General features: G+C 63.5%; 21 protein-coding genes. 19 read left to right on the forward strand and 2 right to left on the reverse strand.

The genetic code is table 11. The annotated features are described in order from the left end of the window. Positions 1–21: 21 nt before the first annotated feature. The gene (locus tag AB4Y44_RS03030) at positions 22–363 is read right to left on the reverse strand and encodes a BON domain-containing protein (protein ID WP_342921772.1); all 342 of its coding nucleotides are present in this window, start codon (positions 361–363) and stop codon (positions 22–24) included. 814 nt (positions 364–1,177) lie between these two features. Here AB4Y44_RS03030 and AB4Y44_RS03035 point away from each other — a divergent pair. The 10 genes from AB4Y44_RS03035 to AB4Y44_RS03080 all read left to right on the forward strand — a co-directional run bounded on the left by AB4Y44_RS03035 (position 1,178) and on the right by AB4Y44_RS03080 (position 11,202). Next, positions 1,178–2,332 carry a porin gene (locus AB4Y44_RS03035; protein ID WP_342921771.1) on the forward strand — a complete coding sequence of 385 codons (1,155 nt, stop codon included), beginning with the start codon at positions 1,178–1,180 and terminating at the stop codon, positions 2,330–2,332. 206 nt (positions 2,333–2,538) lie between these two features. After that, entirely contained in the window at positions 2,539–3,630 is a 1,092-nt protein-coding gene (locus tag AB4Y44_RS03040) for a LacI family DNA-binding transcriptional regulator (RefSeq protein ID WP_342921770.1), read from the forward strand. Between the two features lie 174 nt (positions 3,631–3,804). Beyond that, positions 3,805–5,052 carry an extracellular solute-binding protein gene (locus AB4Y44_RS03045; protein WP_342921769.1) on the forward strand — a complete coding sequence of 416 codons (1,248 nt, stop codon included), beginning with the start codon at positions 3,805–3,807 and terminating at the stop codon, positions 5,050–5,052. 106 nt (positions 5,053–5,158) lie between these two features. Next, positions 5,159–6,184 carry a sugar ABC transporter permease gene (locus tag AB4Y44_RS03050; RefSeq protein WP_342921768.1) on the forward strand — a complete coding sequence of 342 codons (1,026 nt, stop codon included), beginning with the start codon at positions 5,159–5,161 and terminating at the stop codon, positions 6,182–6,184. After that, complete coding sequence (locus tag AB4Y44_RS03055) at positions 6,181–7,011, forward strand: carbohydrate ABC transporter permease (protein WP_342921767.1); 831 nt, start codon at positions 6,181–6,183, stop codon at positions 7,009–7,011. Before AB4Y44_RS03050 ends, AB4Y44_RS03055 begins: the two co-directional genes overlap by 4 nt. A 68-nt stretch (positions 7,012–7,079) precedes the next feature. Next, the gene (locus tag AB4Y44_RS03060) at positions 7,080–8,417 is read left to right on the forward strand and encodes a GH1 family beta-glucosidase (RefSeq protein WP_368698666.1); all 1,338 of its coding nucleotides are present in this window, start codon (positions 7,080–7,082) and stop codon (positions 8,415–8,417) included. A gap of 96 nt (positions 8,418–8,513) precedes the next feature. Next, positions 8,514–9,644, forward strand: a complete 1,131-nt coding sequence (locus AB4Y44_RS03065; protein ID WP_368698667.1) for an ABC transporter ATP-binding protein — start codon at positions 8,514–8,516, stop codon at positions 9,642–9,644. Positions 9,645–9,673: 29 nt separating this feature from the next. Further along, on the forward strand, positions 9,674–9,886 hold the full coding sequence (locus tag AB4Y44_RS03070) for a hypothetical protein (RefSeq protein ID WP_342921764.1): 213 nt from the start codon (positions 9,674–9,676) through the stop codon (positions 9,884–9,886). Positions 9,887–10,582: 696 nt separating this feature from the next. Next, on the forward strand, positions 10,583–10,813 hold the full coding sequence (locus AB4Y44_RS03075; protein ID WP_069262207.1) for a type II toxin-antitoxin system Phd/YefM family antitoxin: 231 nt from the start codon (positions 10,583–10,585) through the stop codon (positions 10,811–10,813). Next, the gene (locus AB4Y44_RS03080; protein ID WP_201695153.1) at positions 10,813–11,202 is read left to right on the forward strand and encodes a type II toxin-antitoxin system VapC family toxin; all 390 of its coding nucleotides are present in this window, start codon (positions 10,813–10,815) and stop codon (positions 11,200–11,202) included. The genes AB4Y44_RS03075 and AB4Y44_RS03080 overlap by 1 nt, the downstream gene beginning before the upstream one ends. Here AB4Y44_RS03080 and AB4Y44_RS03085 read toward each other — a convergent pair. Continuing rightward, positions 11,181–12,230, reverse strand: coding sequence for a LacI family DNA-binding transcriptional regulator (locus tag AB4Y44_RS03085; protein WP_110383696.1), 1,050 nt, complete (start codon positions 12,228–12,230; stop codon positions 11,181–11,183). The two genes, AB4Y44_RS03080 and AB4Y44_RS03085, sit on opposite strands and share 22 nt — an antisense overlap. A 311-nt stretch (positions 12,231–12,541) precedes the next feature. Here AB4Y44_RS03085 and AB4Y44_RS03090 point away from each other — a divergent pair, with 311 nt between their 5' ends. From AB4Y44_RS03090 to AB4Y44_RS03130, 9 genes are all read left to right on the forward strand, one after another. After that, positions 12,542–13,837: an extracellular solute-binding protein gene (locus tag AB4Y44_RS03090; RefSeq protein WP_342921762.1), complete on the forward strand. Its 1,296-nt coding sequence runs from the start codon at positions 12,542–12,544 to the stop codon at positions 13,835–13,837. A gap of 60 nt (positions 13,838–13,897) precedes the next feature. Next, positions 13,898–14,815 carry a carbohydrate ABC transporter permease gene (locus AB4Y44_RS03095; protein ID WP_256094494.1) on the forward strand — a complete coding sequence of 306 codons (918 nt, stop codon included), beginning with the start codon at positions 13,898–13,900 and terminating at the stop codon, positions 14,813–14,815. Between the two features lie 3 nt (positions 14,816–14,818). After that, the gene (locus AB4Y44_RS03100) at positions 14,819–15,649 is read left to right on the forward strand and encodes a carbohydrate ABC transporter permease (RefSeq protein WP_342921760.1); all 831 of its coding nucleotides are present in this window, start codon (positions 14,819–14,821) and stop codon (positions 15,647–15,649) included. A 45-nt stretch (positions 15,650–15,694) separates the two neighbouring features. Further along, on the forward strand, positions 15,695–16,825 hold the full coding sequence (locus tag AB4Y44_RS03105; RefSeq protein WP_342921759.1) for a sn-glycerol-3-phosphate ABC transporter ATP-binding protein UgpC: 1,131 nt from the start codon (positions 15,695–15,697) through the stop codon (positions 16,823–16,825). Between the two features lie 106 nt (positions 16,826–16,931). Then, a complete protein-coding gene (locus AB4Y44_RS03110) occupies positions 16,932–19,340 on the forward strand; it encodes a glycoside hydrolase family 3 N-terminal domain-containing protein (RefSeq protein ID WP_368698668.1) in 2,409 nt (802 codons plus the stop codon). An 88-nt stretch (positions 19,341–19,428) separates the two neighbouring features. Further along, positions 19,429–20,196, forward strand: a complete 768-nt coding sequence (locus AB4Y44_RS03115) for an SDR family oxidoreductase (RefSeq protein WP_342921757.1) — start codon at positions 19,429–19,431, stop codon at positions 20,194–20,196. After that, complete coding sequence (locus AB4Y44_RS03120) at positions 20,193–21,077, forward strand: SMP-30/gluconolactonase/LRE family protein (protein ID WP_368698669.1); 885 nt, start codon at positions 20,193–20,195, stop codon at positions 21,075–21,077. Before AB4Y44_RS03115 ends, AB4Y44_RS03120 begins: the two co-directional genes overlap by 4 nt. Before the next feature lie 141 nt (positions 21,078–21,218). After that, positions 21,219–21,842: a hypothetical protein gene (locus AB4Y44_RS03125; protein ID WP_342921755.1), complete on the forward strand. Its 624-nt coding sequence runs from the start codon at positions 21,219–21,221 to the stop codon at positions 21,840–21,842. A gap of 625 nt (positions 21,843–22,467) precedes the next feature. Beyond that, positions 22,468–23,616: a diguanylate cyclase gene (locus AB4Y44_RS03130; protein WP_342921754.1), complete on the forward strand. Its 1,149-nt coding sequence runs from the start codon at positions 22,468–22,470 to the stop codon at positions 23,614–23,616. Positions 23,617–23,625: the final 9 nt, after the last annotated feature.

Here is a 23,625-nt window from a genome sequence, read left to right on the forward strand (position 1 = left end):
ATGCATTCGATCTCATTGACCTCAGCGTCCACGCGCAAGCCAACTGTCCACCGATTGCACGCCCTCGACCGAAGCTGCGCTGCGCTCGGCCAGCGCGACCTGTTCGTGCGCGTCTACCCATCCGAGCAGCGTGACGGTGCCTCCTCGAGCAAAGACAAATATATGAGAAGTGTTGACGCCATTGCGCGCGAAAGCGACCCGGACGTTGTGCGCGAGTTGCGGGTTGCTTGCGCCTGAGTCGGTTTGAGCCTGAACGGCCGGCACCATGGCGCTGGAAATCAGCAATGCGAGCGTGGAAGTGATGATGGCTTTCACGATACCTCCTTGCAGTGTGGCGAAAGTGCCGGTCACAGCCGGCAGCAAGTCTTCCGGTCCTGCTTCAACGCAGGGCCGCGGAAGTCAGAGGGCAAACCAGCCCGCGCAGTGCGCGGCGTAGTGGTCACCGCAAGGACGCGTCGGGGGTTTAGCCAGCCGGGCATGCAACGGCAGCGCCGTCGCCCGGCGAAAGTTGCGCTGGTGCGTGCTGGTGCATTGCGTTCGGACGGGACGTCGCGCGCGCGACGTGGCGGGGAACAGCGGGAGTCGAGGCGCGGCGAATTGCGTGGCGCGATGGTCTGAAGCCGGAAAGCCCGCGGGATTGATTCAACGTCCCGCGCTGAGTGTGCTTCCCGGAGAATCTCAACTCGTTGCCCGGCAGGGTATACCTTGATCATAGTCGCTATTGCCCAGACCTGCTGGTGACAGCGCTCTCAGCAGAACTGCAACGCCGCGGACACAACGGGAAAAAAATTTCCGTGTTGTCGTTGCAACTTCACAACGTCAGAGCGTCGCTTTTGAAAGCGCTGTCAAGCGCAATTTGGCCGAAGTAGCACGGGTGTTCGGTGCATTTCCCTCGCTGCGCATATTTTCCCGCACGACCGCAAACGGAGTTGCGAGCTTTGTGACCATAACGGAATGGTCACAAAGCAGGGGTCTACTCCGGGGCCGCGCGGCGCGCAACTGTTATCGGTAACAGCGTTTTCCCTGGACTGCCGGTTCGATACACGGGGCAGGCGCGTCCCTATAATCGCCTCGAAATGTGATTCGGAACATTTCAGTGAGGCAGCCTGGTAGGGAACGTGTAGAGAGCACGCGACCTGCGCGGTTTGGAGACGCCAAAATATATATAGGATAGCTAATGAAAAAGAAGCTTATTGCATTGTCGGTGATGGCAGCTGCGACGACGATGGCGCACGCGCAAAGCAGCGTCACACTGTATGGCCGTATCGACAACGGCGTGCAGTACGAAACCGGCCTGCCGGGCGGTAGCAGGTTCTCGGCACAGAGCGGCGACTGGGGTTGCTCCTGGTTCGGCTTGCTGGGTTCGGAAGATCTCGGCGGCGGCACGAAGGCGGTGTTCCAGTTGGAAGGCCAGCTGAATACGATGACGGGCGCCTCGGCAGGCAACCTGTTCGGTCGTCACGCCACGGTGGGCTTCAGCAACGACCGCTTCGGTCTGTTCAAGATGGGTAATCTCGGCGCTGGCGAACTTTCGCAGGACAGCTGGGGTGCGGACCCGCAGTTGATGCAGCGTTACGCCATCTCGACGCTGGTGCGCGGCCGCAACTGGGCGAGCACGAGCAACGGCGCGGAATATGATTCGCCCACGCTGTTCGGCGGTCTCGTGTTCAAGGGCCAGTACTCGCTGACCAACAACACGAGCTGGAACTCGGCGCCGGTCAACGCGCAGGGCGTGCCGACGGGCCAGGGCCGTACGAACGCGATTGAAGGTATCTACACGTGGGGCAGCGGCGATTTCCGTGTGATCTATGACGAAGTCCGCGGTGCAGACGGTTCGTTCAACAACGTGTATTCGGCTTCGCGCTCGATTCTCGCTGGCGGCACGTATGTGATCGGTCCGGTGAAGATCTACGCGGGCTACCAGCACTTGAGCGCGCCGAGCGCCACCAACGCAAGCGTGGGCGTGACCGACGCGTCGCAGCCGGCTGGCGTGCGCGCACCGACGGCGGTGGACCACGAGTGGATCGGCGCTGGCTGGCAGGTGAACGACGCTTCGGCGATCACGGCTGCGGTGTTCCATGCGAACGCGAACAACGGCAACGGCAACGCGACGCTGTTCACGCTCGGCACGACGTACAACCTGTCGAAGCGCACGTTCCTGTACGCGGAAGCCGGCTACGTGCACAACAGCTCGACGTCGAACATCAACCTCGGCAACGGTTCGTACGGCAACAACAACTTCGACGCGGCGACGGGCACGTCGTCGAACGACAACCCGAACTACGGCCACAGCCAGACCGGCGTGTTCGCGGGCATCATGCACATGTTCTGATTTGACTTCGTTTGACCTGTAGTTGTTGTGATCTCTTTGTGTTAGGTACTGCTTAATTCTCTACATAGAGAGGCCGGTGCGATCTCTCCTCCACCCTGGTTGCACCGGCTGCTTTTTCCGCTTTTTTTAGTCACTTCGAATTCGTATCTGGGAACGCTTTTTTCAGTGTTTGAAAGCGCTTTCATGAAAATGTTCAGGCGGAACTCATGACTGATGGCACCAACGAAGCACCCGGCGCGCCCAGTGTCCCGAGCGGACCCACTCCGGGTCCCAACGTGACGCTGGAAGAAATTGCGCGCGCAGCCGGCGTGTCTCCGAGCACGGTGTCGCGCATCCTGAACGGCACCGCGCGTGTTCTCCCCGAAAAGCAGCGCGCGGTGGAAGAGGCGATCGCGCGGTTCAACTATCGTCCGAACGTGCTGGCGCGCAGTCTCGCGAGCGGCCGCACCGAAACCATCGGCGTCCTGACGCAGGCCGTGTCGAGCCCGTTTTACGCGGAGTGGCTGCGCGGTATCGAAGAGGCGCTTTCCGAGCCGGGCTTCACGCCGATTTTCGTGAGCAGCCGCTGGAATGTCGTCGACGAAAAGGCCCGCCTCGAAGAGTTCATCGCGCGCCGCGTGGACGGCATCATTCTGTTGCATGCGCAACTCGACGAGCCGACGCTCACCGAATACGCGCGCTACGCGCCCATGCTCGTGCTTGGGCGCTCGGTGCAAAACGGCACGGCGCTCGCGGGCCTACCGATCGACAACCTGCAGGGCGCACGCGACGCGACCCGTCATCTGATCGAGCAGGGCCATCGAGAGATCGCGTTCATTGCCGGCCCGAGCAGTCACGAAGACGCGATCGAGCGTCTCGACGGCTACCGCATCGCACTGGAAGAAGCGGGTATCGGCTTCGACGCCGATCTGGTGGAGCAGGGCGATTACCTCGAAACGGGCGGGCTCGCCGCCATGGAGCGCCTGCTGGTGCGCCGGCCGTCGTTGAGCGCGGTGTTCTGCGCGAACGACCAGACCGCGTACGGCGCGCGTCTCGCGATGTTCCGCCGCGGCGTGCGCGTACCCGAGGATGTGTCGCTGGTCGGCTTCGACGATCTGCCGACTTCTTCGTACATGACGCCGCCTCTGACTACAGTGCGCCAGCCGACCTATGAAATCGGCCGTCTCGCCGCGCAAGGCATCGTGCAGATGATCCGCAAGCAGCCGATCGCGCTGAGCCCCATTCCGCTCACGCTGGTGACGCGCGAAACGACGCGTCGCATCGGGCCGTCGTCGAGCCCGGGAGAGACGGGCGCATAAGGTTCGAATCCAGATCGGGCCGTTTTTTTGGTTTTGCGGTGAAAGCGCTTTCAAACAGCGGAGCGCGGCAAGCAGAGCGTCAAGCACTGCAAATGAATACAACAGGGGAAGTAGTTCGTAGCAGCAGGGGAGCATTTGAACGTCACTCACAAACGTTTCACCAGGAGACATGTAATGAAATTCCGTTTTTCAGGCACTGCCGCAGCAGTCTTGCTCAGCCTGGCTACCGTGGCTGCGCATGCCAACACCACGCTGACCGTCGCGGTGTTTCCGAAGCTCGACCAGGAAATCAAGGACGCGATTCCCGCGTGGAAGAAGCTCCATCCGGACGTCGACATCAAGGTGTCGTCGCTTGCGATCGCCGATCACCACAACGCCATGACCACCGCGCTCGCAACGAGCTCGGACCTGCCCGACGTGATGGCCGTCGAAGTCGGCTTCATTGGCCGATTCGCAGCCGGCGGCGGTCTCGAGAACCTGGCGAAGCCGCCCTATAGCGCCGGTCAGTACAAGAGCCAGTTCATCAACTACACGTTCGCGCAGGCTACGACGCAGGACGGGCAGATCGTCGGCATGCCGGGCGATATCGGCCCGGGCACGCTGTTCTACCGCAAGGACATTCTCGACAAGGCAGGCGTGAGCGAAGCCGAGCTGACCAAGTCGTGGGAGTCGTATCTGGCGGCCGGGCAGAAGATCAAGAAGGCGACCGGCGCGTACCTGATGGCGTCGTCGCGCGATATCGAAGACATCTACATTCGCGCCGACCTGAAGGAAGGCGATGGCGTGTACTTCGACAAGGCCGGCAATCCGGTCGTGACGTCGCCGCGCTTCGTGAAGGCATTCGAGCTGGCGAAGAAGGCACGGGATCTCGGTCTCGACGCGAAGATCACGCCGTGGTCGAACGAATGGGCCGAAAGCTTCAAGCGGGGCACGGTCGCCACGCAAATGATGGGCGCATGGCTCGGCGGCCACCTCTCGTCGTGGATCGCGCCGGATACGAAGGGCCTGTGGCGCGCAACGAATCTGCCCGACGGCGCTTACGCATCGTTTGGCGGCACGTTCTGGTCGATTCCGGTGAAGGCCACGCAAAAGCAGCTCTCGTGGGAATTCATCAAGTTCCTGACGACGCGCCCGGACGAGCAACTCGCTTCGTTCCGCTCGATCGACGCCTTCCCGGCGCTGCTTTCCGCGCAGCACGACGACTTCTTTGCGCAGCCCGTGGCGTTCCTCGGCGATGAGAAGGCTCGCCTGATCTGGCGCGATGCGGCCTCGCATATCCCGGCGATCCAGCGCAGCAAGTATGACCAGGTTGCCGAAGAGGCGGTCCACTCGGCGCTCGACAAGGTGGTCGACAGCAACGAGGACATCCACCAGGCGCTGCAGGAAGCACAGGCTGAGATCACGCATCGGATCCGCCGTTAAGCGGCTCTGATGAAACGGCGCGGCACCCATCGCCGCGCTTTGAAGCCCGCTGCAACAGCGTGGCCGGCCGCCCCGGCCGGCCACGCCCGAATGGACGGAACTATCGATGAACTCTCCTCTGCCCACAACTGAACAGGTCTCCCGAGAAGGGCTCGTGCGCGATACGCTCGCGCCGCTCGCCCACGCTCGTGGCAAGCCGCGGCTCAATCCGGTCAAGATCGCGCCGTACCTGTTTCTCGCGCCGTTTTTCCTGCTGTTCGCCGTGTTCCTGGCCTTTCCGCTGCTGTTTTCGCTGTATCTCTCGTTCCAGAGCTGGGACGCGACAGCGGGTCTGGCGAGCATGAAGTGGGTGGGCCTGTCGAACTTCACTTTCACGCTGACTGACCCGTGGTACTGGAAATCGCTCTACAACACGGCTTCGATGGCGGTCATGTCCGGCGTTCCGCAGCACCTCATTGCGCTGCCGCTGGCGTTCTTTCTGCAAACCGCGTTTCGCCGCTGGCGCAATTTCGTGGTCGGGCTGTATTTCCTGCCCTTCATCACGTCGAGCGTGGCGATCGCGCTGATCTTCTCGTCGCTGTATTCGACCGATTTCGGCATGATCAACCTCGCCATTGCCGAGATCGGCAAGATCCCCGGGCTGCACTGGATCGTGCCTTCGAAACCGATCGAGTGGCTGTATAACCCCGCGAACGTGAAGCCGGCGGTTTCCGTCGTCGTCTTCTGGCGCTACGTGGGCTGGAATACGGTGCTCTATCTGTCCGCGCTGCAAACCATTCCGAAGGACATTTACGAGGCGGCGCGCATCGACGGCGCCAATGGCTGGCAACAGTTCACGCGCATCACGATTCCGCTTCTCAAGCCGATGATCTTCTTCGCGGTCACGCTTTCGATCATCGGTGGGCTGCAACTGTTCGAGGAGCCGTTCATCCTGCTCCCGAACGAAGGCATGGGCACGAGCCAGTCAGGCCTGACGACGGCGGTCTACATGTATCGCACGGCATTCCACGACGGGGACTTCGGCACGGCCAGTTCGATTGCGTGGCTGCTCTTTATCACGATCTCCGCGCTGATGTGGCTCAACACGCGCATTTTCCACCGCAGTGGCATGAAAGAAGAGGCACAGCGATGAAACTGTCGAAAAACAAGGCGCGTTATACGGGTTACGCCGTCGTGCTGGCGGGCGCGGTGCTGATGTTCTCGCCGTTCTGGTTCATGTTCGTGTTCGCCACGCACACGAGTTCCGAAATTTTCTCGATGCCGCCGCCGCTGTGGTTCGGCAACGCGTTTCTCGACAACATGGCGTCGCTCATGCGTCACATCCCGTTCTGGCGCAATCTGGGCTGGAGCTTCTACACGGCCACGATCCAGACCTTGCTGACGCTGCTCGTCACCTCGATGGCCGGTTACGCGTTTGCGATGTATGAGTTCCGCTTCAAGAAGACGCTCTTTGCCGTTGCGCTCACGGCCATGCTGGTGCCGCCGTTCCTCAGCATGATTCCGACCTTCATGACGATGAACCTGCTCGGCTGGATCAATCAGCCGCGCGCGCTCTACGTGCCCGGCGCGGCTGCCGCGCTCGGCGTGTTCCTCATGCGCCAGTACATCGCGTCGGCCATTCCGTCCGACCTGATCGAGGCGGCGCGCATCGACGGCTGCGGCGAGTTCCGCATCTACTGGAGCATCGTGCTGCCGCTGCTCGGGCCGGCACTGGGCACGCTCGGCCTCATCAGCTTCATTCAGGCCTGGAATAACTTCCTCTCGGCGCTCGTGGTGCTGCGTTCGCCTTCGATGTACACGCTGCCCCTCGCGCTGCGCATTTTGCAAAGCCCGACCAATTCGGACTGGGGCGCGGTAATGGCGGGCTCGGCGGTCGCCGTGGTGCCGTTGCTGGTGCTGTTCGCTTTCACCTCGCGGCGCTTGATCGACGGTTTGACGACCGGCGCCGTCAAGGCCTGAGTTTCGCTTCGTTCATTTCATGCCCGCTCACACAAGAGCGGACACGACTAATCAGGATACCTACCGTTATGTCGACGTTTCAATTCAAGGAAAATTTCGTCTGGGGTGTGGCCACCAGCTCGTATCAGATCGAAGGCGCGGCTCGTGAGGACGGCCGTGGCGAGTCGATCTGGGACACGTTCTGCCGCGTGCCCGGCAAGGTCGTGAAAGGCGAAAGCGGCGACGTGGCCTGCGATCACTACCATCGCCTCGAGGAAGATCTCGATCTGATGGCGCAAATGGGCGTCAATGCCTATCGCTTTTCGATTGCCTGGCCGCGCGTGCAGCCGGATGGTCGCGGCGCGTACAACGAAAAGGGCCTTGCGTTCTACGAGCGTCTGGTCGACGGCCTGCTCGAGCGCGGCATCCAGCCGTTCGCGACGCTGTATCACTGGGACTTGCCGCAAGCATTGCAGACGGAGCAAAACGGCTGGGAAAGCCGCGATACGGCATATCGTTTCGCCGACTACGCCCGCAAGATCGGCAGCGTGCTGGGCGACCGCGTGGCGTCGATCGCCACGCACAACGAACCGTGGTGCACCGCATGGCTCGGCAACGCGACGGGCTACTTCGCGCCGGGCAACGCCGACCTGAAGAAGGCGGCGCACGTGGCGCATCATCTGCTGCTTTCGCACGGCCTGGCCGTTCAGGCCATGCGCGCCGATGGTGTGAAGGCGCCGCTCGGCATCGTGCTCAACCAGTCGCCGGCACACGGCGCGACCGACGCGCCTGAAGACCTCGCTGCCGCGTCGCTCGAATACGCGAAGTTCGTGCGCTGGTACATGGACCCGATCTTCAAGGGCGAATATCCGGCAGAAGCGCTGCAATGGTATGGCGCGAACGGCCCACGAGAGGTGATCCGCGAAGGCGACTTCGACATTATCGGCACGCCGCTCGACTTCCTCGGCATCAACTACTACACGCGTATCTTCGCGAGTGCATCGGGCAACAAGCGTCCGCCGGGCGTGCACGGCTTCACGGACATGGACTGGGAAGTCTATCCGGAAGGCCTGACCGAACTGCTCACGAAGCTCAATGCCGAGTACACGCTGCCGCCGGTTTTCATTACCGAGAACGGCTGCGCGTCGAAAGATGTGCTCGAAGACGGCCGCGTCCAGGACACCGACCGCATCCACTTCCTCGATCTGCACCTGGCCGCACTGTCCGAAGCCGCACGACAGGGCGTGGACGTGGCCGGCTATTTCGCATGGAGCATGCTGGACAACTTCGAGTGGGCGTCCGGTTACGACAAGCGCTTCGGCATGGTGTACGTCGACTACGAGACCCAGAAGCGCACGCTGAAGGACAGCGCGCACTGGTATAGCGAGGTAATCGCGGAGCACGCCGCCGCCGAGGCCGCACGCTAACGCGGGCACACAGACAGCACCGTAACCCGCGCGAAGAGGGCAGACACGCCTGTCTCGCGCGGGACGGCGAGCAAGAGCACCAAGGAGGACGTAACAATGGGCGAACTCGTATTGCGCAACGTCGTGAAGACGTATGGCGAAGGTCCGCAGATCATTCAGGGCATCGATCTTCATATTCCCGACGGACAGTTCACGGTATTCGTCGGGCCGTCGGGTTGCGGGAAGTCGACCATGCTGCGCATGATCGCCGGGCTCGAGGAGGTGAGCGGTGGCGACATTCTGATCGACGGCATACGCGTGAACGATCTGCAGCCGGTGGATCGCGGCGTGTCGATGGTGTTCCAGAGCTACGCGCTCTACCCGCATATGACGGTCGCGGAGAACATGGGCTTTTCGCTGAAGCTCTCGGGCAAGTCGAAGCGCGAAGTGCGGGAGGTCGTGGGCCGCGCAGCCGAAATCCTGCAGATCACGCACCTGCTCGAGCGCAAGCCCAAGGCGCTCTCGGGCGGCCAGCGGCAGCGCGTTGCGATTGGCCGCGCGATCGTGCGCAAGCCGCGCGTGTTTCTGTTCGACGAGCCGCTGTCGAATCTCGATGCGGCCCTGCGCGTGCAGATGCGTATCGAACTCGCGAAGCTGCACCGCGAACTCGGCACGACGATGATTTACGTCACGCACGATCAGGTCGAGGCGATGACGCTCGGCGAGCAGATCGTGGTGTTCAACAAGGGGAACATCGAGCAGACGGGCGCGCCGCTCGATCTGTACGACCGGCCCGCGAATCGCTTTGTCGGCGGGTTTATCGGTTCGCCGCAAATGAACATGCTCGCCGCCACGGTCGTGTCGCAAAACGGCGTGCAAACCGTCCTCGCGCTTGCGGGTGCGAGCCACCGTGTCGCGTTGTCGGGCCGTCCGGATCGCACACTCAACGGCGAATTGACCCTGGGCGTGCGCGCCGAGCACCTGAGCATCGGCTTCGCGGACGAAGGCATCGCCGCGCGCGTGGAGCTGGTCGAACATCTGGGTGACGTGTCGATCCTGCACGCGCGCCTCGACGGCATGACGCACGCCATCGCGCTCAAGCTCGACAAGAAGGACGCGCAATACGAGCCGGGCGCGCGCGTGGGCATCAAGGTGGCCTCGTCCGCGGTCACGCTGTTCGACGCGAAGGGCGACGCGGTGGCGTTCGAGCGGCCCCAGGTGGGAGAGCACGTTCAAGCCGTCGTTTGACGTGCCGGATTGGCTAGGGGAAGAGTTCCATGGCGAACAAAGGGTCGAAGGACGATTTCGCGTCCGCTGCAAATGCGCCGAGCGGGCAGGCCGCGACATCAGCGCAAACGCGCCAGGTGACGGACAGGGATTACGAGTCGCAACGCAACCGCCAGGAGAAGCGGCGCGAACCGCTGCATGCGTTCATCGTCCATTTCGACGCGGAGCCTTCTTCGAAGCCGCCGCCGGACGATCTGGACTAGCGGTGTGACGATATAGGGGCAGGGATGATTGTGAGTGTCGCGAATGGGCGTTACGAATTTTCTTACTGCCGATTTAACGTTAGCCGGAACGGTACTTTTTTGCAGTACCCTGTGGCCAGCTTGCCAGGCGATCTTCCTTGCTGGGCCGGGGTCTGGCGGGGTTGGCGCGGACTCTGCGTCAATTCGCCAAGCCCAGGTAAACCACGCATGGCGGCACCCGTAACGGACATTTAACATGAATTAACGTTAAGGGTAACGTTATTATGTTTCTGCTTAATCGACGGTCTGCAGCAAGGGCAATCATCTTCCCCAACGCTCCGCTTTCCTGCGGCAGCGTCCGTTTCGGCAAGCGAAGCGTACACCGCGACTCGCGCACATCCGCCGGCAAGCAACACATCCTGTTGTCGTGCCTCGCGGGTCGCCCGATCACAACTCGGGCTGCTTGACGGGCATTCACCAGACAGACCGATTATATGAAAGCGCAAGGGCCGCGGAGCGGATTCGGGCGAAGCATGTTACCGGTAAAAACCCGCAGTCCGTTCGTGCGGAATAGGCCGGTGCAAGGGCGTAATACAGGTAGCAAACGGTTGGGCAGCACCGATAAAGAGCCATTGGGGTGCGATGCGCAATTTCGTTGCGTGCGCAACGACCCGATGCAATAAAAATCCGATAGAATTTTGATGGGTGGAGAGCGTCATGGAAAAGCGAGTATCCAAAGCCATTTTCAAGTCCCGCGCCTGCGAGCTGTTCCGCCAGGTCGAAACGCTGGGCGAAACCGTCGTCGTGACGGACCGGGGACAACCCACCATTGAAATCCGCCCGTATCGCAGCAAGACGGAGAATCCGCTCGAGCTGCTGCGCGCGTCGATCACGCATTTCAACCTCAAGCACGCGCTTGCACCGGTTCCCGCCGAGCAGGAAGAGTAATGATCACGCTCGACACGCTTGCGCTCGTGTGCTGGCTCGGCAGGCAGAAAGCGCTGAGTCAGGCCGCGCACGATGCGATCGACCGTGAACTGGACGGCGGCGAGATCCTCATTTCGGCCATCAGCGCGCTCGAAATCGCGGAGTTCGTGAAGGCGGGCAGCCTTGGGCTTTCCATGGACGCTCGCAGCTGGCTCTCGACGTTTCTGAAGCTGGATGGCGTGCGCCTGATTCCGGTCGATTCGGAAATTGCCTTCCGGGCGGCGACGCTGCCGCCCGCGCTCACCTCGCATCAGAGGCTGATCGTCGCGACCGCCCGCACGCACGGCGGCGCGCTCGTGACCTCCGATGCGAAGGTGCGCGCCTCGACTTACGTCGAAACGATCTGGTGACGCGAGCGGCGGTGGCGCGCTCGCACCGGTCCGGTCGAGTCGCGCACCACCAGCTCGGCAGGCAGCGTGATGCGCTGCGAAGCGGCGTCGATGCCGGCGATCTGCGCGAGCAGCGTATTGACCGCCGAACGCGCCATTTGCTGGAACGGCTGGCGAATCGTAGTGAGGGCAGGATGAAACTGCTCGGACATGGGAATGTCGTCGAACCCGATCACGGAAATGTCGTCGGGCACGCGCAGGCCCGCTTCCCTGACCGCGGCGATCACGCCGAACGCGCTCTGGTCGTTGGCCGTGAAGATCGCGGTGGGCGGATCGGCGAGATTGAGCAGGTCGAACGTGACGTCGAACGCCATCATTTGCGAGAGATCGCCGGCGGCGACCAGCGCGTCTTCGCGCGGCAGGCCGAGCTTGGCGAGCGTATCGCGATAGCCGCGCTGGCGGTCGCGCACGCCTTCGATGGTTTCGTCGCCGGCGAGAAACGCAATGCGCTTGTGGCCGAGCTCCGCGAGATGCTCGACCGCGAGGCAGGCGCCGCCGTAATTGTCGACGGACACCGAAGGAAAGCCCGTGAGCGTGCCGCGCTGATCGACCACCACCACGGGCACTTTGGCCGTGGCGAGGGCTTCGAGGCAGAGCGATTCGCGCGGCAGGATGGCGAGAATGCCGTCGGAAAATTGCTGGATCAACCCGAGCAGGTCGTGATGCGTATGGCGGTCTTCGTCGAACACGGTGTACACGAGCATTTCCATGCCCGCGCCGCGTGCTGCGCGGCCTGCGCCGAGCACCAGTTCGCTCGAGAACTGCGTGTCGAGCGTGGGCGTGATGATGCCGATGATGCCGTTGCGCCCGCCCGAGAGTTTCTGGGCGGTGCGGTTCACGACATAGCCGATGTCCGAAGCGATTCTCAGCACTTCGTCGCGCGTTTCGCGAGACACGCCCGGGCGTCCGTTGAGCGCGCGCGACGCGGTCATCTGCGACACCCCGGCAAGCTTGGCGACGTGCTCAAGCGTGGGAGTTTGCCTTGCCATGCGTGGTGTGGGCTTACGAGAGGTCATGTCTGCGAAGACTCGCTCGTGACTCGCTGGTTACTCCGCGGATGGGTCGCTCGTCACGTTAGCGATACCGTTTGTGTGCTGGCTATTCTAACAGATGCGCGCTTGTTCAACCGTTCCCGCGCGTACCAACCTTGCGCGGAGCGCAAGCTCCGTCGGCGCTCACCAGGAAAATCCCGCATAGCCGTAGTTCGGCTCCTGGCTTAACATCAACTAACGTTAAGGCTAACGTTAAACCCGCAGATAACTCAGGTAGCTCTCAAAATTCCTAAAGAGGGGACACAAACATGGCGTACCCAGGTTTCTCCAAGGCGCGGGCCATTGTCGGCGCCACGGCACTGCTGTTTTCACTGTCTGCAGTCGTTTCGAACGCCGTCGCGGCGGAATCCAAAACCATCACGGTATGGGACCAGCAGACCAATGCGTCGTCGAGCAAGATCATCCGTGACGCGTCGGACCGCTTCGAGAAGACCGACCCGGGTTTCAAGGTCGAGAATTCGCACGTCCTGAACGAGGCTTACAAGACGAAGCTGAAGGTGGCGTTCGGCGCGAACCAGCCGCCGTGCGTGTTCGAGAACTGGGGCGGCGGTGGCCTGCAGGAATATGTGAAATCCGGTCAGATCGTCGACCTCACGCCGTACCTGAACAAGGACCCGGCGTATCGCAACCGCTTCATGCAGTCGTCGTGGAGCGTCACGACGTTCGGCGGCAAGACCTACGGTGTGGCGGCCGAAAACGCGGCGGCCGCGGTGATCTTCTACAACAAGGAAGTCTTCAAGAAGTACGGCATTACGCCGCCCAAGACGTGGGATGAACTGATGCACGTCGTGGATGTGCTGAAGTCGCACGGCGTGGCAGCGTTCTCGCTTGCGAACAAGAACAAGTGGACGGGCTCGATGTACTACATGTACCTCGTCGACCGTATCGGTGGTCCGCAAGTCGTGAGCGACGCGATCGCAGGAAAGGGCAAGGGCTTTGAAGATCCGGCGTTCATCGAAGCCGGCAAGCGCATTCAGGAGCTCGTGAAGGCGGGCGCGTTCGCGCCGGGCATCAACGGTCTCGACTATGACTCGGGGGCGTCGCGCCGTCTGCTGTATACGGGGAAGGCCGCGATGGAGCTGATGGGCGCCTGGGAAGCTTCGACGATTGCGAACGAAAATCCGACGTTCTCGAAGGATCTCGACTTCTTCCCGTTCCCGAGCGTGCCGGGCGGCAAGGGCGACCCGCGCGACCTGATCGGCACGGTGGGCGATGGCTTCCTGAGCATCTCGACCGAGTGCAAGACGCCGGACGCCGCATTCAAGCTGATCCAGGCGCTGACCGACGACCAGGCGATGCAGGCGCGCGCGTCGGAGGACCACAAGCTCCCGCCGGTCAACAACGTCAAGATCGACGATCCGTTCACGCAGCGTTTGCAGCAGCTGCTGGCCGCGGCGCCGAGCGTGCAGCTCTGGTACGACCAGGCACTGCCGCCGGCGTTGGGCGAACTGCACAAGGACACGACGCAGGCGCTGTTCGGATTGTCGGTGACGCCTGAGGCGGCCGCGCAGCAAATGGAAGCCGCTTCGAAGAAGGGCGGTTGATCTCCAGCACTCAGGAAAAGTCCGGCTGGCGCCGCAAGGCGTCGGCCGGCAGAAAAGCTCGTGAATATTGCACTTTCCGCTACACCCGAACGCCGGCTGAAGCTCTCCTCGCAAACGCTCGTCACGGTCGTGTTTCTCGCGCCGGCGCTGCTGCTGCTGGCCGTGTTCCTGCTTTATCCGCTCGTTTCCAGCTTGCGGCTGTCGCTGCTCGACTGGAATGGCCTCGGCAATACGGCCCGCTATACGGGGCTCGCGAACTGGGCGCGGCTCGCCCATGACACGGTGTTCTGGCAATCGCTCAAGAACAACGTGATTCTCGCGCTTGCCTCGATCGTCATTCAGCTGCCTGTCGCGCTCGCGCTCGCCGTGCTGCTGGAAAAGGCCGGCCGTGGCTCGCGCGTGCTCAAGGTTCTCTATTTTCTGCCGCTGCTCATGTCGAGCGTTGCGATCGGCGTGCTCTTCAAGCAGATCTACGATCCCAACTTCGGGCCCCTGAACGTCGCGCTGCAGGCGTTCGGGCTCGATGGCCTCGCGAAGGACTGGCTGGGCGATCCGCACTTCTCGCTGGGCGCGACCATCGCCGTGATCATCTGGCAGAACGCGCCTTTCTACATGATTCTGTTCCTCGCCGGCCTCTCGTCGATGCCGGCCGAGGTTAACGAGGCGGCGCTGCTCGACGGCGCTTCCGAGTGGACCATCTTCTGGCGCATCAAGCTGCCGCACCTGCAGGGCACGGTGCGCACGGCCGTGATCCTTTCCGTGCTTGGCTCGCTGCGTTACTTCGATCTCGTCTTCGTCATGACCGGCGGCGGTCCCGAGGGCTCGTCCGAGGTGATGGCCACCTACATGTATCGCACGGTGTTCAGTTCGTTCCAGCTCGGCTACGGCAGCACCATCGGCTCGGCGATGTTCCTGATCGTCATCGCAGTGGCGGCGGTGTCGATGTACTTCACGCGCCGCTATGCAACCGAGGTCTGAAGCATGATCAAGAAATTTCGCTTTCCCCGCGTGACGATTCCGATCCTCGCGCTGATCTGGCTGGCCGTCACCACGGTGCCGTTCCTCTTCATGGTGGTGTCGAGCTTCAAGAGCCAGGAAGAGACCTTCACGACTTCCGTGTGGGCCCCGCCGAGTCACATTTACTGGGGCAATTACGCGGCCGTGCTGAAGGGGCCGTTCTTCACGTATTTCCGTAACAGCCTGTTCACGGTGGGCGTGTCGGTTGCGCTGATCGTCGTCATCAGCGCGATGGCGGCCTATGTGTTCGCACGCATGCGCTTCAGGCTGAACAAGCTGCTCTTCGGCCTCGTTGTCGCTGGCATGATCGTGCCGCTGCACGCGACGCTGGTGCCGATCTATCTGCTCACGCGCAACCTCGGTCTTTACGATACGCAGTTCGCGCTGCTCGGCCCGTATGTGGCGCTCAGCCTGCCGGTGTCGATCTTCATCCTGACCGAGTTCATGCGGCAGATTCCGCGCGAGCTCGAAGAAGCCGCGCAGCTGGACGGCTGCAGCCCGTTCCGCATTTTCTGGCGTATTTTCTTCCCGCTTTCGGGACCGGGGCTCGCCACGGTGGCGATCTTCAACGGCATTGGTCTCTGGAACGAGTTCATCTTCGCGTACATGCTCACGTCGACGTCCGAGCACCGTACGCTGCCCCTCGCGATCTGGGACTTCATGGGGCAATACGCGTCGAACATACCCTCGATGCTGTCCGTTCTCGTGCTCACGTCGCTGCCGTTGATCGTCGCCTACGCGTTCGGTCAGGAGCGCGTGATCAAGGGGATGATGGCCGGCTCGCTCAAGGGCTGATTCAGGTCTGATTCGCACCGCTAACCGAACTTCGCATAAAACGATATGGCAAGCATTTCCCTCAACAACGTACAGAAGGCCTACGCGAGCGGCAACGCCGTGATCCGCGACGCCAACCTCGAAGTCGGCAAGAACGAGTTCTGCGTGTTCCTCGGCCCGTCGGGCTGCGGCAAGTCCACGCTGCTGCGCATGATCGCCGGACTCGAATCGATCACGGACGGCGAACTGCGCATCGACGGCGAACGGATGAACGAGGTCGAACCCGCGAAGCGCAAGGTCGCGATGGTGTTCCAGAACTACGCGCTCTATCCGCATATGAGCGTGTACGAGAACATGGCATTCGGTCTGCGTCAGGCGAAGGTCGACAAGGCCGTCATCGACAAGAAGGTCCGCAGCGCCGCTGCCGCACTGCAGCTCGATACCTATCTCGAACGCCGCCCCGCAGCGCTCTCTGGCGGCCAGCGCCAGCGCGTGGCGATCGGGCGCGCGATCGTGCGCGAGCCGGGTGTGTTCCTGTTCGACGAGCCGCTGTCGAATCTCGATGCGGCGCTGCGCGTGCAGACGCGCACCGAGATCGCGCGTCTGCATCGCGAGTTCAGCGAAGCGAGCGCCGTATATGTGACGCACGACCAGGTCGAGGCCATGGCGCTGGCCGATCGCATCGTGCTCCTGCAGGCCGGCGATCACATGGAGCGCCACGGCAGCGTCGCGCAGGTGGGGGCGCCGCTCGATCTGTATCACCATCCGAAGAGCCGCTTCGTCGCGGGCTTCATCGGCTCGCCGAAGATGAACTTCTTCGCGGGCACGGTGGTGGGCGGCGACGATGGCGGCGTGGACATCGACCTGCAAAGCGGCGAGCGCGTGCGTGCGCGCGTGGACGGCGCGCGTGCGCGCGCCGGCATGAAGGTGACGCTCGGTGTGCGTCCGGAACATCTGCGCGTGGCCGGCGATGCGCGCAACGAACAGACGCTGGCGTGCCGCGTGAAGCTCGTCGAGCACATGGGCGAGCACAGCTACATCCACGCGACGCAGACGGGCGCCGGCGCGGCGACCTTGATCGCCAAGGTGCCCGGCGACAGCGCGTTGACGCACGATGAAGTGGTCAAGCTTGCGCTGCCGGCCGAGGCATGCCACGTGTTCGACGATCACGATATGGCGCTGCGTCGTCTCATCTAAGCCGGGCGCGGATTTCGCCGCGCGACCGCGCAACGCCATTTTCAAAAGCACAACTAAGCAGACGGCGAGAAAAGCGCCGTCTCGTGCAATACCAGGGAGTGAAGCAATGTCGCTTGAACACACCACCGAGATTCCGCTTTACCGCCGCTCCGACGCACCGACGGCGCAGCGCGTGACCGACCTGCTCGCGCGCATGACGCTCGACGAAAAAATTGCCCAGCTTCACGCTGCGTGGCTGGTGCTCTCGGCCGACGGCGAGCACAAGGCGCGCAGTATCGATTTCGCGCAAAGCGCCAACAGCCTCACGGTGAACCAGATTCTCGAACACGGTCTTGGGCAGATCACGCGTCCGCTCGGCACCCACACGGTCGATCCCAAAGAGGGCGTGCGCGCGCTCAACGAGCTGCAGCGCAAGATGGTCGAAGACACACGCCTCGGCATCCCCGTCATGTCGCACGAGGAATGCCTCGTGGGCCTGATGATCAAGGACGCCACGCTGTTTCCCTCGCCGCTGAACTACGCGGCGACGTGGAACCCGAACCTCGTCGGCGAAGTGGGGCGCATCATCGGCGAGCAGGCGCGCTCGATCGGCTGCCACCAGGGCCTGGCGCCCGTGCTCGACGTGTCGCGCGATCCGCGCTGGGGCCGCACCGAGGAAACCCTCGGCGAAGATCCGTATCTCGTGGGCGTGCTCGCGTGCCACTACGTGAACGGTCTGCAAGGCGAGCGGCGCGACGTGCTCGCCACGCTCAAACACTTCGTCGGCCACTCGGCGAGCGAAGGCGCCCGCAATCATGCGCCCGTGCATGTCGGGCCGCGCGAGTTGAACGACGTGTTTCTGCTGCCGTTCGAAATGGCGGTCAAGCTCGCGCACGCGGGCTCGATCATGCCCGCGTACCACGATATCGACGGCGTGCCCTGCCATGCGGACCGCACGCTGCTGCACGATACGCTGCGCGAGAAGTGGGGCTTCGAGGGGCTCGTCGTCGCGGACTATGCGGCCGTCGACCTGCTCTACAGCCATCACGCGGTGGCGCACGACAGCGCGTCGGCGGCGGCGCTCGCGTTCAATTCGGGCCTCGACGTCGAGTTGCCGGGGCACGAGTGCGCGGTCCATCTGAAAGAAGCGCTCGATCGCGGCGAGATCACCGAAGCGACGATCGACACTGCGGTGTCGCGCGTGCTGAGCACGAAGTTCCGCCTCGGCCTGTTCGAGAATCCGTATGTGGACCCCGAGCGCGTGGACGTGAAGGGCACGGCGGCGGCCGATACGGCGTATCAGGTCGCACTCGAATCGGCGGTGCTGCTGCGCAATGAAGGCGGCGTGCTGCCGTTGAACGCCAATGGCGCGGAGAAAATCGCGGTGATCGGCCCGACCGCCGACGACCCGCTCGCGCTGCTCGCGGGTTACAGCTTCCCGGTGCACCTCATCAACTCGGGCGAGCAGTCGGTCGCTTCGATCGCCACGCCGCTGGGCGCACTGCGCGAGGTGCTGGGCGAGGCGCGCGTGCTGTATGCCAAGGGTTGCGACATCATCAAGACCCGCCGTGCGGGCGCGCCGGTCTTCCCGGGCGACGTGTCGCTCGACCTGAGCGCCGCCGCCAACCGCGACGACCTGATCAGCAAGGATGCCGAAGCGATTCCCGCCGCGGTCGAAGCCGCGCGCAAGGCGGACGTGGCTGTCGTGTTCGTCGGCGATCTGGCGGGCTTGTTCCAGTCCGGTACGGTGGGCGAAGGCTCCGATACGGACAGCCTGGAACTTCCGGGCGTGCAACTGCAATTACTCAAGGCCGTGGTCGAGAGCGGCACGCCGACGGTCGTCGTGATGACGGGCGGCCGGCCGTACAACCTGGGCGGCCTCGAAGATCGCGTTGCCGCGCAGATCATGGCGTTTGCGCCGGGCGAGCGCGGCGCCGAGGCGCTTGCCGATCTGCTGGTGGGGCGCGCCGGGTTCAGCGGCCGTCTGCCGCTCTCCGTGCCGAAGAGCGCAGGCGCCGTGCCGTATGTTTACAACCATCGCCTCAAGAGCGCGGGCACGCCGATCGCCTACCACTTCGGCAGCCGCTATCCGTTTGGTTTCGGCCTCGGCTACACCCAGTTCCGTTACGGCGATCTCGCGGTGGCGCAAGGCGAAGTGCCGCTCGAAGACGGCACCGTCGAACTGAGCTTCACGGTCGAGAACATCGGCTCGCGCGACGGCACGGAAGTCGTGCAGATTTACGTGCGCGATCAGCACGCGTCGACGGCGCGGCCGGTACGCGAACTCAAGGCGTTTGCACGCGTGCCGCTCGCGGCAGGCGCGCGCACTCGCGTCAATGTGAAGCTGCCCGTCGATCTGTTCAATTTCACCGACGCACGCGGCGAGCGCATCGTCGAGCCGGGCAAGTTCGACCTGATGGTGGGCAGTTCGAGCCGCGACATCCATCTGAGCGGCACGGTCACGGTGGTGGGCACTGCCACGCGCACGCTCCCGCGCGACTGGCGCATGCTGAGCGCCGTCGAGATCGTCTCGTAAGCGAAAGGGAAGCGGCAGGTCAGGGCGGCGAGCCATGTGCGGCTCGCCGCCCTGTTTGGGTTCTGACAAGTCAACACTGGAATATCTGATGTCGTACGCAATCTATCCGAGCCTGGCGGACAAAACCGTGGTTATCACCGGCGGCGGCAGCGGGATCGGCGCCGCGGTCGTGGAGGCATTCGCGCAGCAGGGCGCACGCGTGTTCTTCCTGGACGTGGCCGAAGACGATTCGCTCGCTCTTCAGGAGAAGCTTCGCCATGCGAAGCATCCGGCGCTGTTCAAGCGCTGCGATCTGTGCAGCGTGGACGCGATCGAAAGCGTGTTCGCATCGATCGTCGATGCCGCGGGCCCGATCGACGTCCTCGTGAACAACGCGGGCAACGACGACCGCCATGATATCGGCGAGCTGACCGCGAGCTACTGGGACGGGCGTATCGCCGTCAACCTGCGCCACCAGTTCTTCTGCGCGCAGGCCGCCGCGCGGGGCATGCGCGAGGCGGGACGCGGCGTGATCCTGAACTTCGGTTCGGTGTCGTGGCACGTCGCGTTGCCGAACCTGCCGATCTATCTGACCGCGAAGGCCGGCATTGAAGGTCTGACGCGCGGCCTCGCGCGCGACCTCGGCGGCGCGGGCATTCGCGTGAACTGCATCATCCCGGGCGCCGTGAAAACGCCGCGGCAGATGAACCTGTGGCAAACGCCGGAGAGCGAGGCGAAGGTCGTCGCGGGCCAGTGTCTGCAGTTGCGCATCGAGCCCGAGCACGTCGCCCGCATGGCCTTGTTCCTCGCATCCGACGACGCCTCGCGCTGCTCCGGGCGCGATTACTTCGTCGACGCGGGATGGTACGGAGAATGATGATGCCGCATCCCGTGTGCGTCTGGCCGATCGGCGCCGAGCTGGCCGAAGGGCCGCTCTGGCAGGCCGCGGAAAACGCGGTCTATTTCGTCGATATCAAGGGCCGCCGGATTCATCGCTTCGAGGTCACGACCGGGGAGCGCACGACGTGGTACGCGCCCGACCAGGTGGGTTTTATCGCGCCACTGGGCGACCGCGTTTTCGTGTGTGGCCTGCCTGACGGCCTGTATCGCTTCGACGCCGTGAGCGGGGAATTCGACAAGCTGGTGGATGTCGAGCCGCATCTGCCGGGCAATCGCCTCAACGACGGGTTCGCCGATCCGCGCGGGCGTCTGTGGTTCGGCTCGATGGACGACGCCGAGCAAGCTCCGAGTGGCACGCTGTATCGCGTGGACGCAGGCGCGGTGGTGAGCGCACAGGACAGCGGCTACGTGATCACCAACGGCCCGGCCATGAGTCCGGACGGCCGCACGCTCTATCACAACGACACGATGCGTCGCGTCGTGTATGCGTTCGATGTCGCCATTGACGGCACGCTGTCGGGCAAGCGCGTCTTCACCGCCATCGCCGGCGACGGGCACCCGGACGGTATGGCGGTGGACGCCGAGGGCTACGTGTGGGTCGCGCTGTTCGGCGGCTGGCGCATCGACCGCTATTCGCCCGAGGGCGAACTGGCCGGTCAGATCGCGTTTCCTTGCGCGAACATCACGAAGCTCGCGTTCGGCGGGGACGATCTGCAGACCGTGTACGTTTCCACCGCGTGGAAGGGGCTCACGGCTGCCGAGCGCGAGAAACAGCCGCTGGCGGGCGGCTTGTTCACGTTCCGCTCGCCGGTGCCGGGGCAGGCGCCGGCGAACTGCGCGGCGGCCTTCGCGCGTTAGGCAGCCTCGGCCCCAGCCTTGACCCTATAGGACCAAAGTCCGATGGTCGGAGCGTCCTGCGGTGTTAGGCTCCGAGAGCACACGCCATGGTCCCTGACCGGCGCAGCAAGCGTGGCACCTGATCGTTTCAAGGGGACTACCATGCTCTACCGATCGAATACGCGCATTGCGTTCGCGCGCTGCCTCGCGCTCTCCGCCGTCGCCTGCGGCTTCTTTGCCGCCACGGCGCCCCTGTGCCGCGCGGCTGACCAGGACGCCGCCGCCTCGGAAGCCGTGCCAGCCGGGGCCTCTGTCGACACGGAAAGCGGCACCATCAGTTTGATCGATCAGAAGAATGCACTCATCGTCGTGACCGTGCCGGGTCGCGACGACCTGAGCTTCAATGTGAAAGATCATCCCGACGTGCTCAAGGTCATCCGGGTCGGCGACAAGCTCACGACCCACTACATGGAGCCGTACGTCACCGGATTGACGCCTGCCGAGGGCGCGGCGGTCACGCGCCTGACCCACACGGCGAAGGTGACCCAGCATTCTTCCGGCGCCGACCAGGAAAACTTCCAGGTGCTCCGCGAGTTCAGCGGCGTGGCGCAGGTCACCGGCGTGGACCGCAAGCTCAACCTCCTGACCATCGTCGACAAGTCCGGCACCGCCCGTTCCATTCGGGTCAGCCGCCCGGACCTGATCGAGGTGATGCAGACCCTCAAGCACCATAGCCACGTGCGGATCAAGTACGAATCGGAGATGACGATCATCGTCGCCCGTTAGCGGCCACGCTGCGGGACGCACGCGTTGCCGTTACGCGCTCGCCGAGCAGTGGCGCTTCGAAGCGGCATGTGTGGATGGGCGGCCCGTCATGGTCGTCTTCGACCGCCGCGATCCGGCTGGCGGCCCGGCCTATTTCGTCGCGCTCGATTTCTCCGGCGATGCGGTCACCGGCATTGGGGACCTTTCTGTTTGCGCGGTATGTGCTGGATGGTGCGGAGTTGCGAGCGGTCTAACCCGTCCCTAAAAGGTGGCGGGTGCAATCGGACCGATAATAGTCTATATTTGGTCCTGTTTGACTTGCTCTGTTTGACTTGCTACGGGAGCACCTCATTATCAGGTCCGCGACGACACCGTTTTTATTCACCTCGCGATCGACACGCGACGCGACCTGCAAGCACTTCTCCAGAGAATCGTGCTTCGCCTGATGTAAATCGCATAGCAAATCTCCAATTGGTTGCTAGCTCAACCAACGAGATCCCCCGCATTCCTAAAGTTTCCCTTACGGCCTGCCGTTATCGCAGCAGGGTGGCGGCGCCTGTTGATTTCGCATGGCCGTACGACCCGGGCTTGACAGGGCGCGTGAGGCGATAACGTCTGGCGCGCGGTACGACCGACGGTGATGCATGTGAGCTCCCGCAACGAAATCTACTCTTTGCCGCGCGGCAAGCTGGCCCGTTGGTTGACCGAACCCGGACGGGACACGCCGCATGAAATCCGTGTCGCCCTCGTCGGCACCTTGTTCGGAACGTTGCCGATCTTCTTTGGCGGCGTATCCAACACCGTGGCCGTGGCGTGGGTGCTTGCCCGCCGGCACGGCACGCTGCCGTTCAAGTGCTGGCTCATCGCCGAGATTCTGGTCTGCGCGGTGCGCCTCGCCACGCTCACCCTGTCGCGCCGCCGCGCGAGGGAGGGCAAGAGCACGCCCACCGATTTCTATATTCTTCTCGCGCCGTTGTGGGGCGCGACGGTCGGCTATGGGGCGCTCGTCAGCGCCATGAGCCGGGACTGGGTATCCGCTACGCTCGCCTTTCTTTCCGCCGCCGCCATGGTGGGCGGGATCTGCTTCCGCAATTTCGCGGCGCCGCGCCTGGTGGCGGTCATGATCTGCCTTTCGCTGGGCCCGTGCTGCATTGGCGCGCTGCTAGGCGGCGAGCCGGTTCTCCTGCTCTCGCTCCTGCAAATTCCCTTCTATCTGTTCGCCATGAGCGCCGCCGCGCGCCACCTGAACGCCATGCTCATCTCGACGATGAAGGCCGAACGGGAAAACAGCCATCGCGCGCGCCATGATGCCCTCACGGGACTCCTGAACCGCGATGGCCTGTTCAGCGCGGCCGGACCGACGAGCGCCACGCCGCTCAAGGCGGGCATGACGGTGTTCTTCGTCGATCTCGACGGCTTCAAGCTGGTCAACGACGCGCATGGTCACAAGGCCGGTGACATGCTGCTCGTGCAGGTCGCCAGCCGTCTGCGCATGCTCGCCAGCGCGGGTGCATGGGTGGCCCGCATGGGCGGCGACGAATTCGTCATCGTCGAACCTCAGGTGGATCGGCCGCCGCGCGATTGGGCCAGCCTCGTGACCGAAGCGATCGAGCGGCCGTTCGAGCTTGCGCCGGGGCTGCTGGTGAAGGTTGGGGCGAGCGTGGGCTTCACGACGATGGCGGCGGACGACCTGGACGTCGATCAGGTCTTGCGCCGCGCCGATCTCGCGATGTACGCCGTCAAGCGCGAGAAGGCGCCTGGCGAGCCCGTTGCGGCCGCCGAACGACCCGCGTGAGCCGCGCGG

Origin of the sequence: Paraburkholderia sp. BR10937 (genome assembly GCF_040965695.1) — a bacterium.
In the GTDB taxonomy this organism is placed as follows: Bacteria; Pseudomonadota; Gammaproteobacteria; order Burkholderiales; family Burkholderiaceae; genus Paraburkholderia.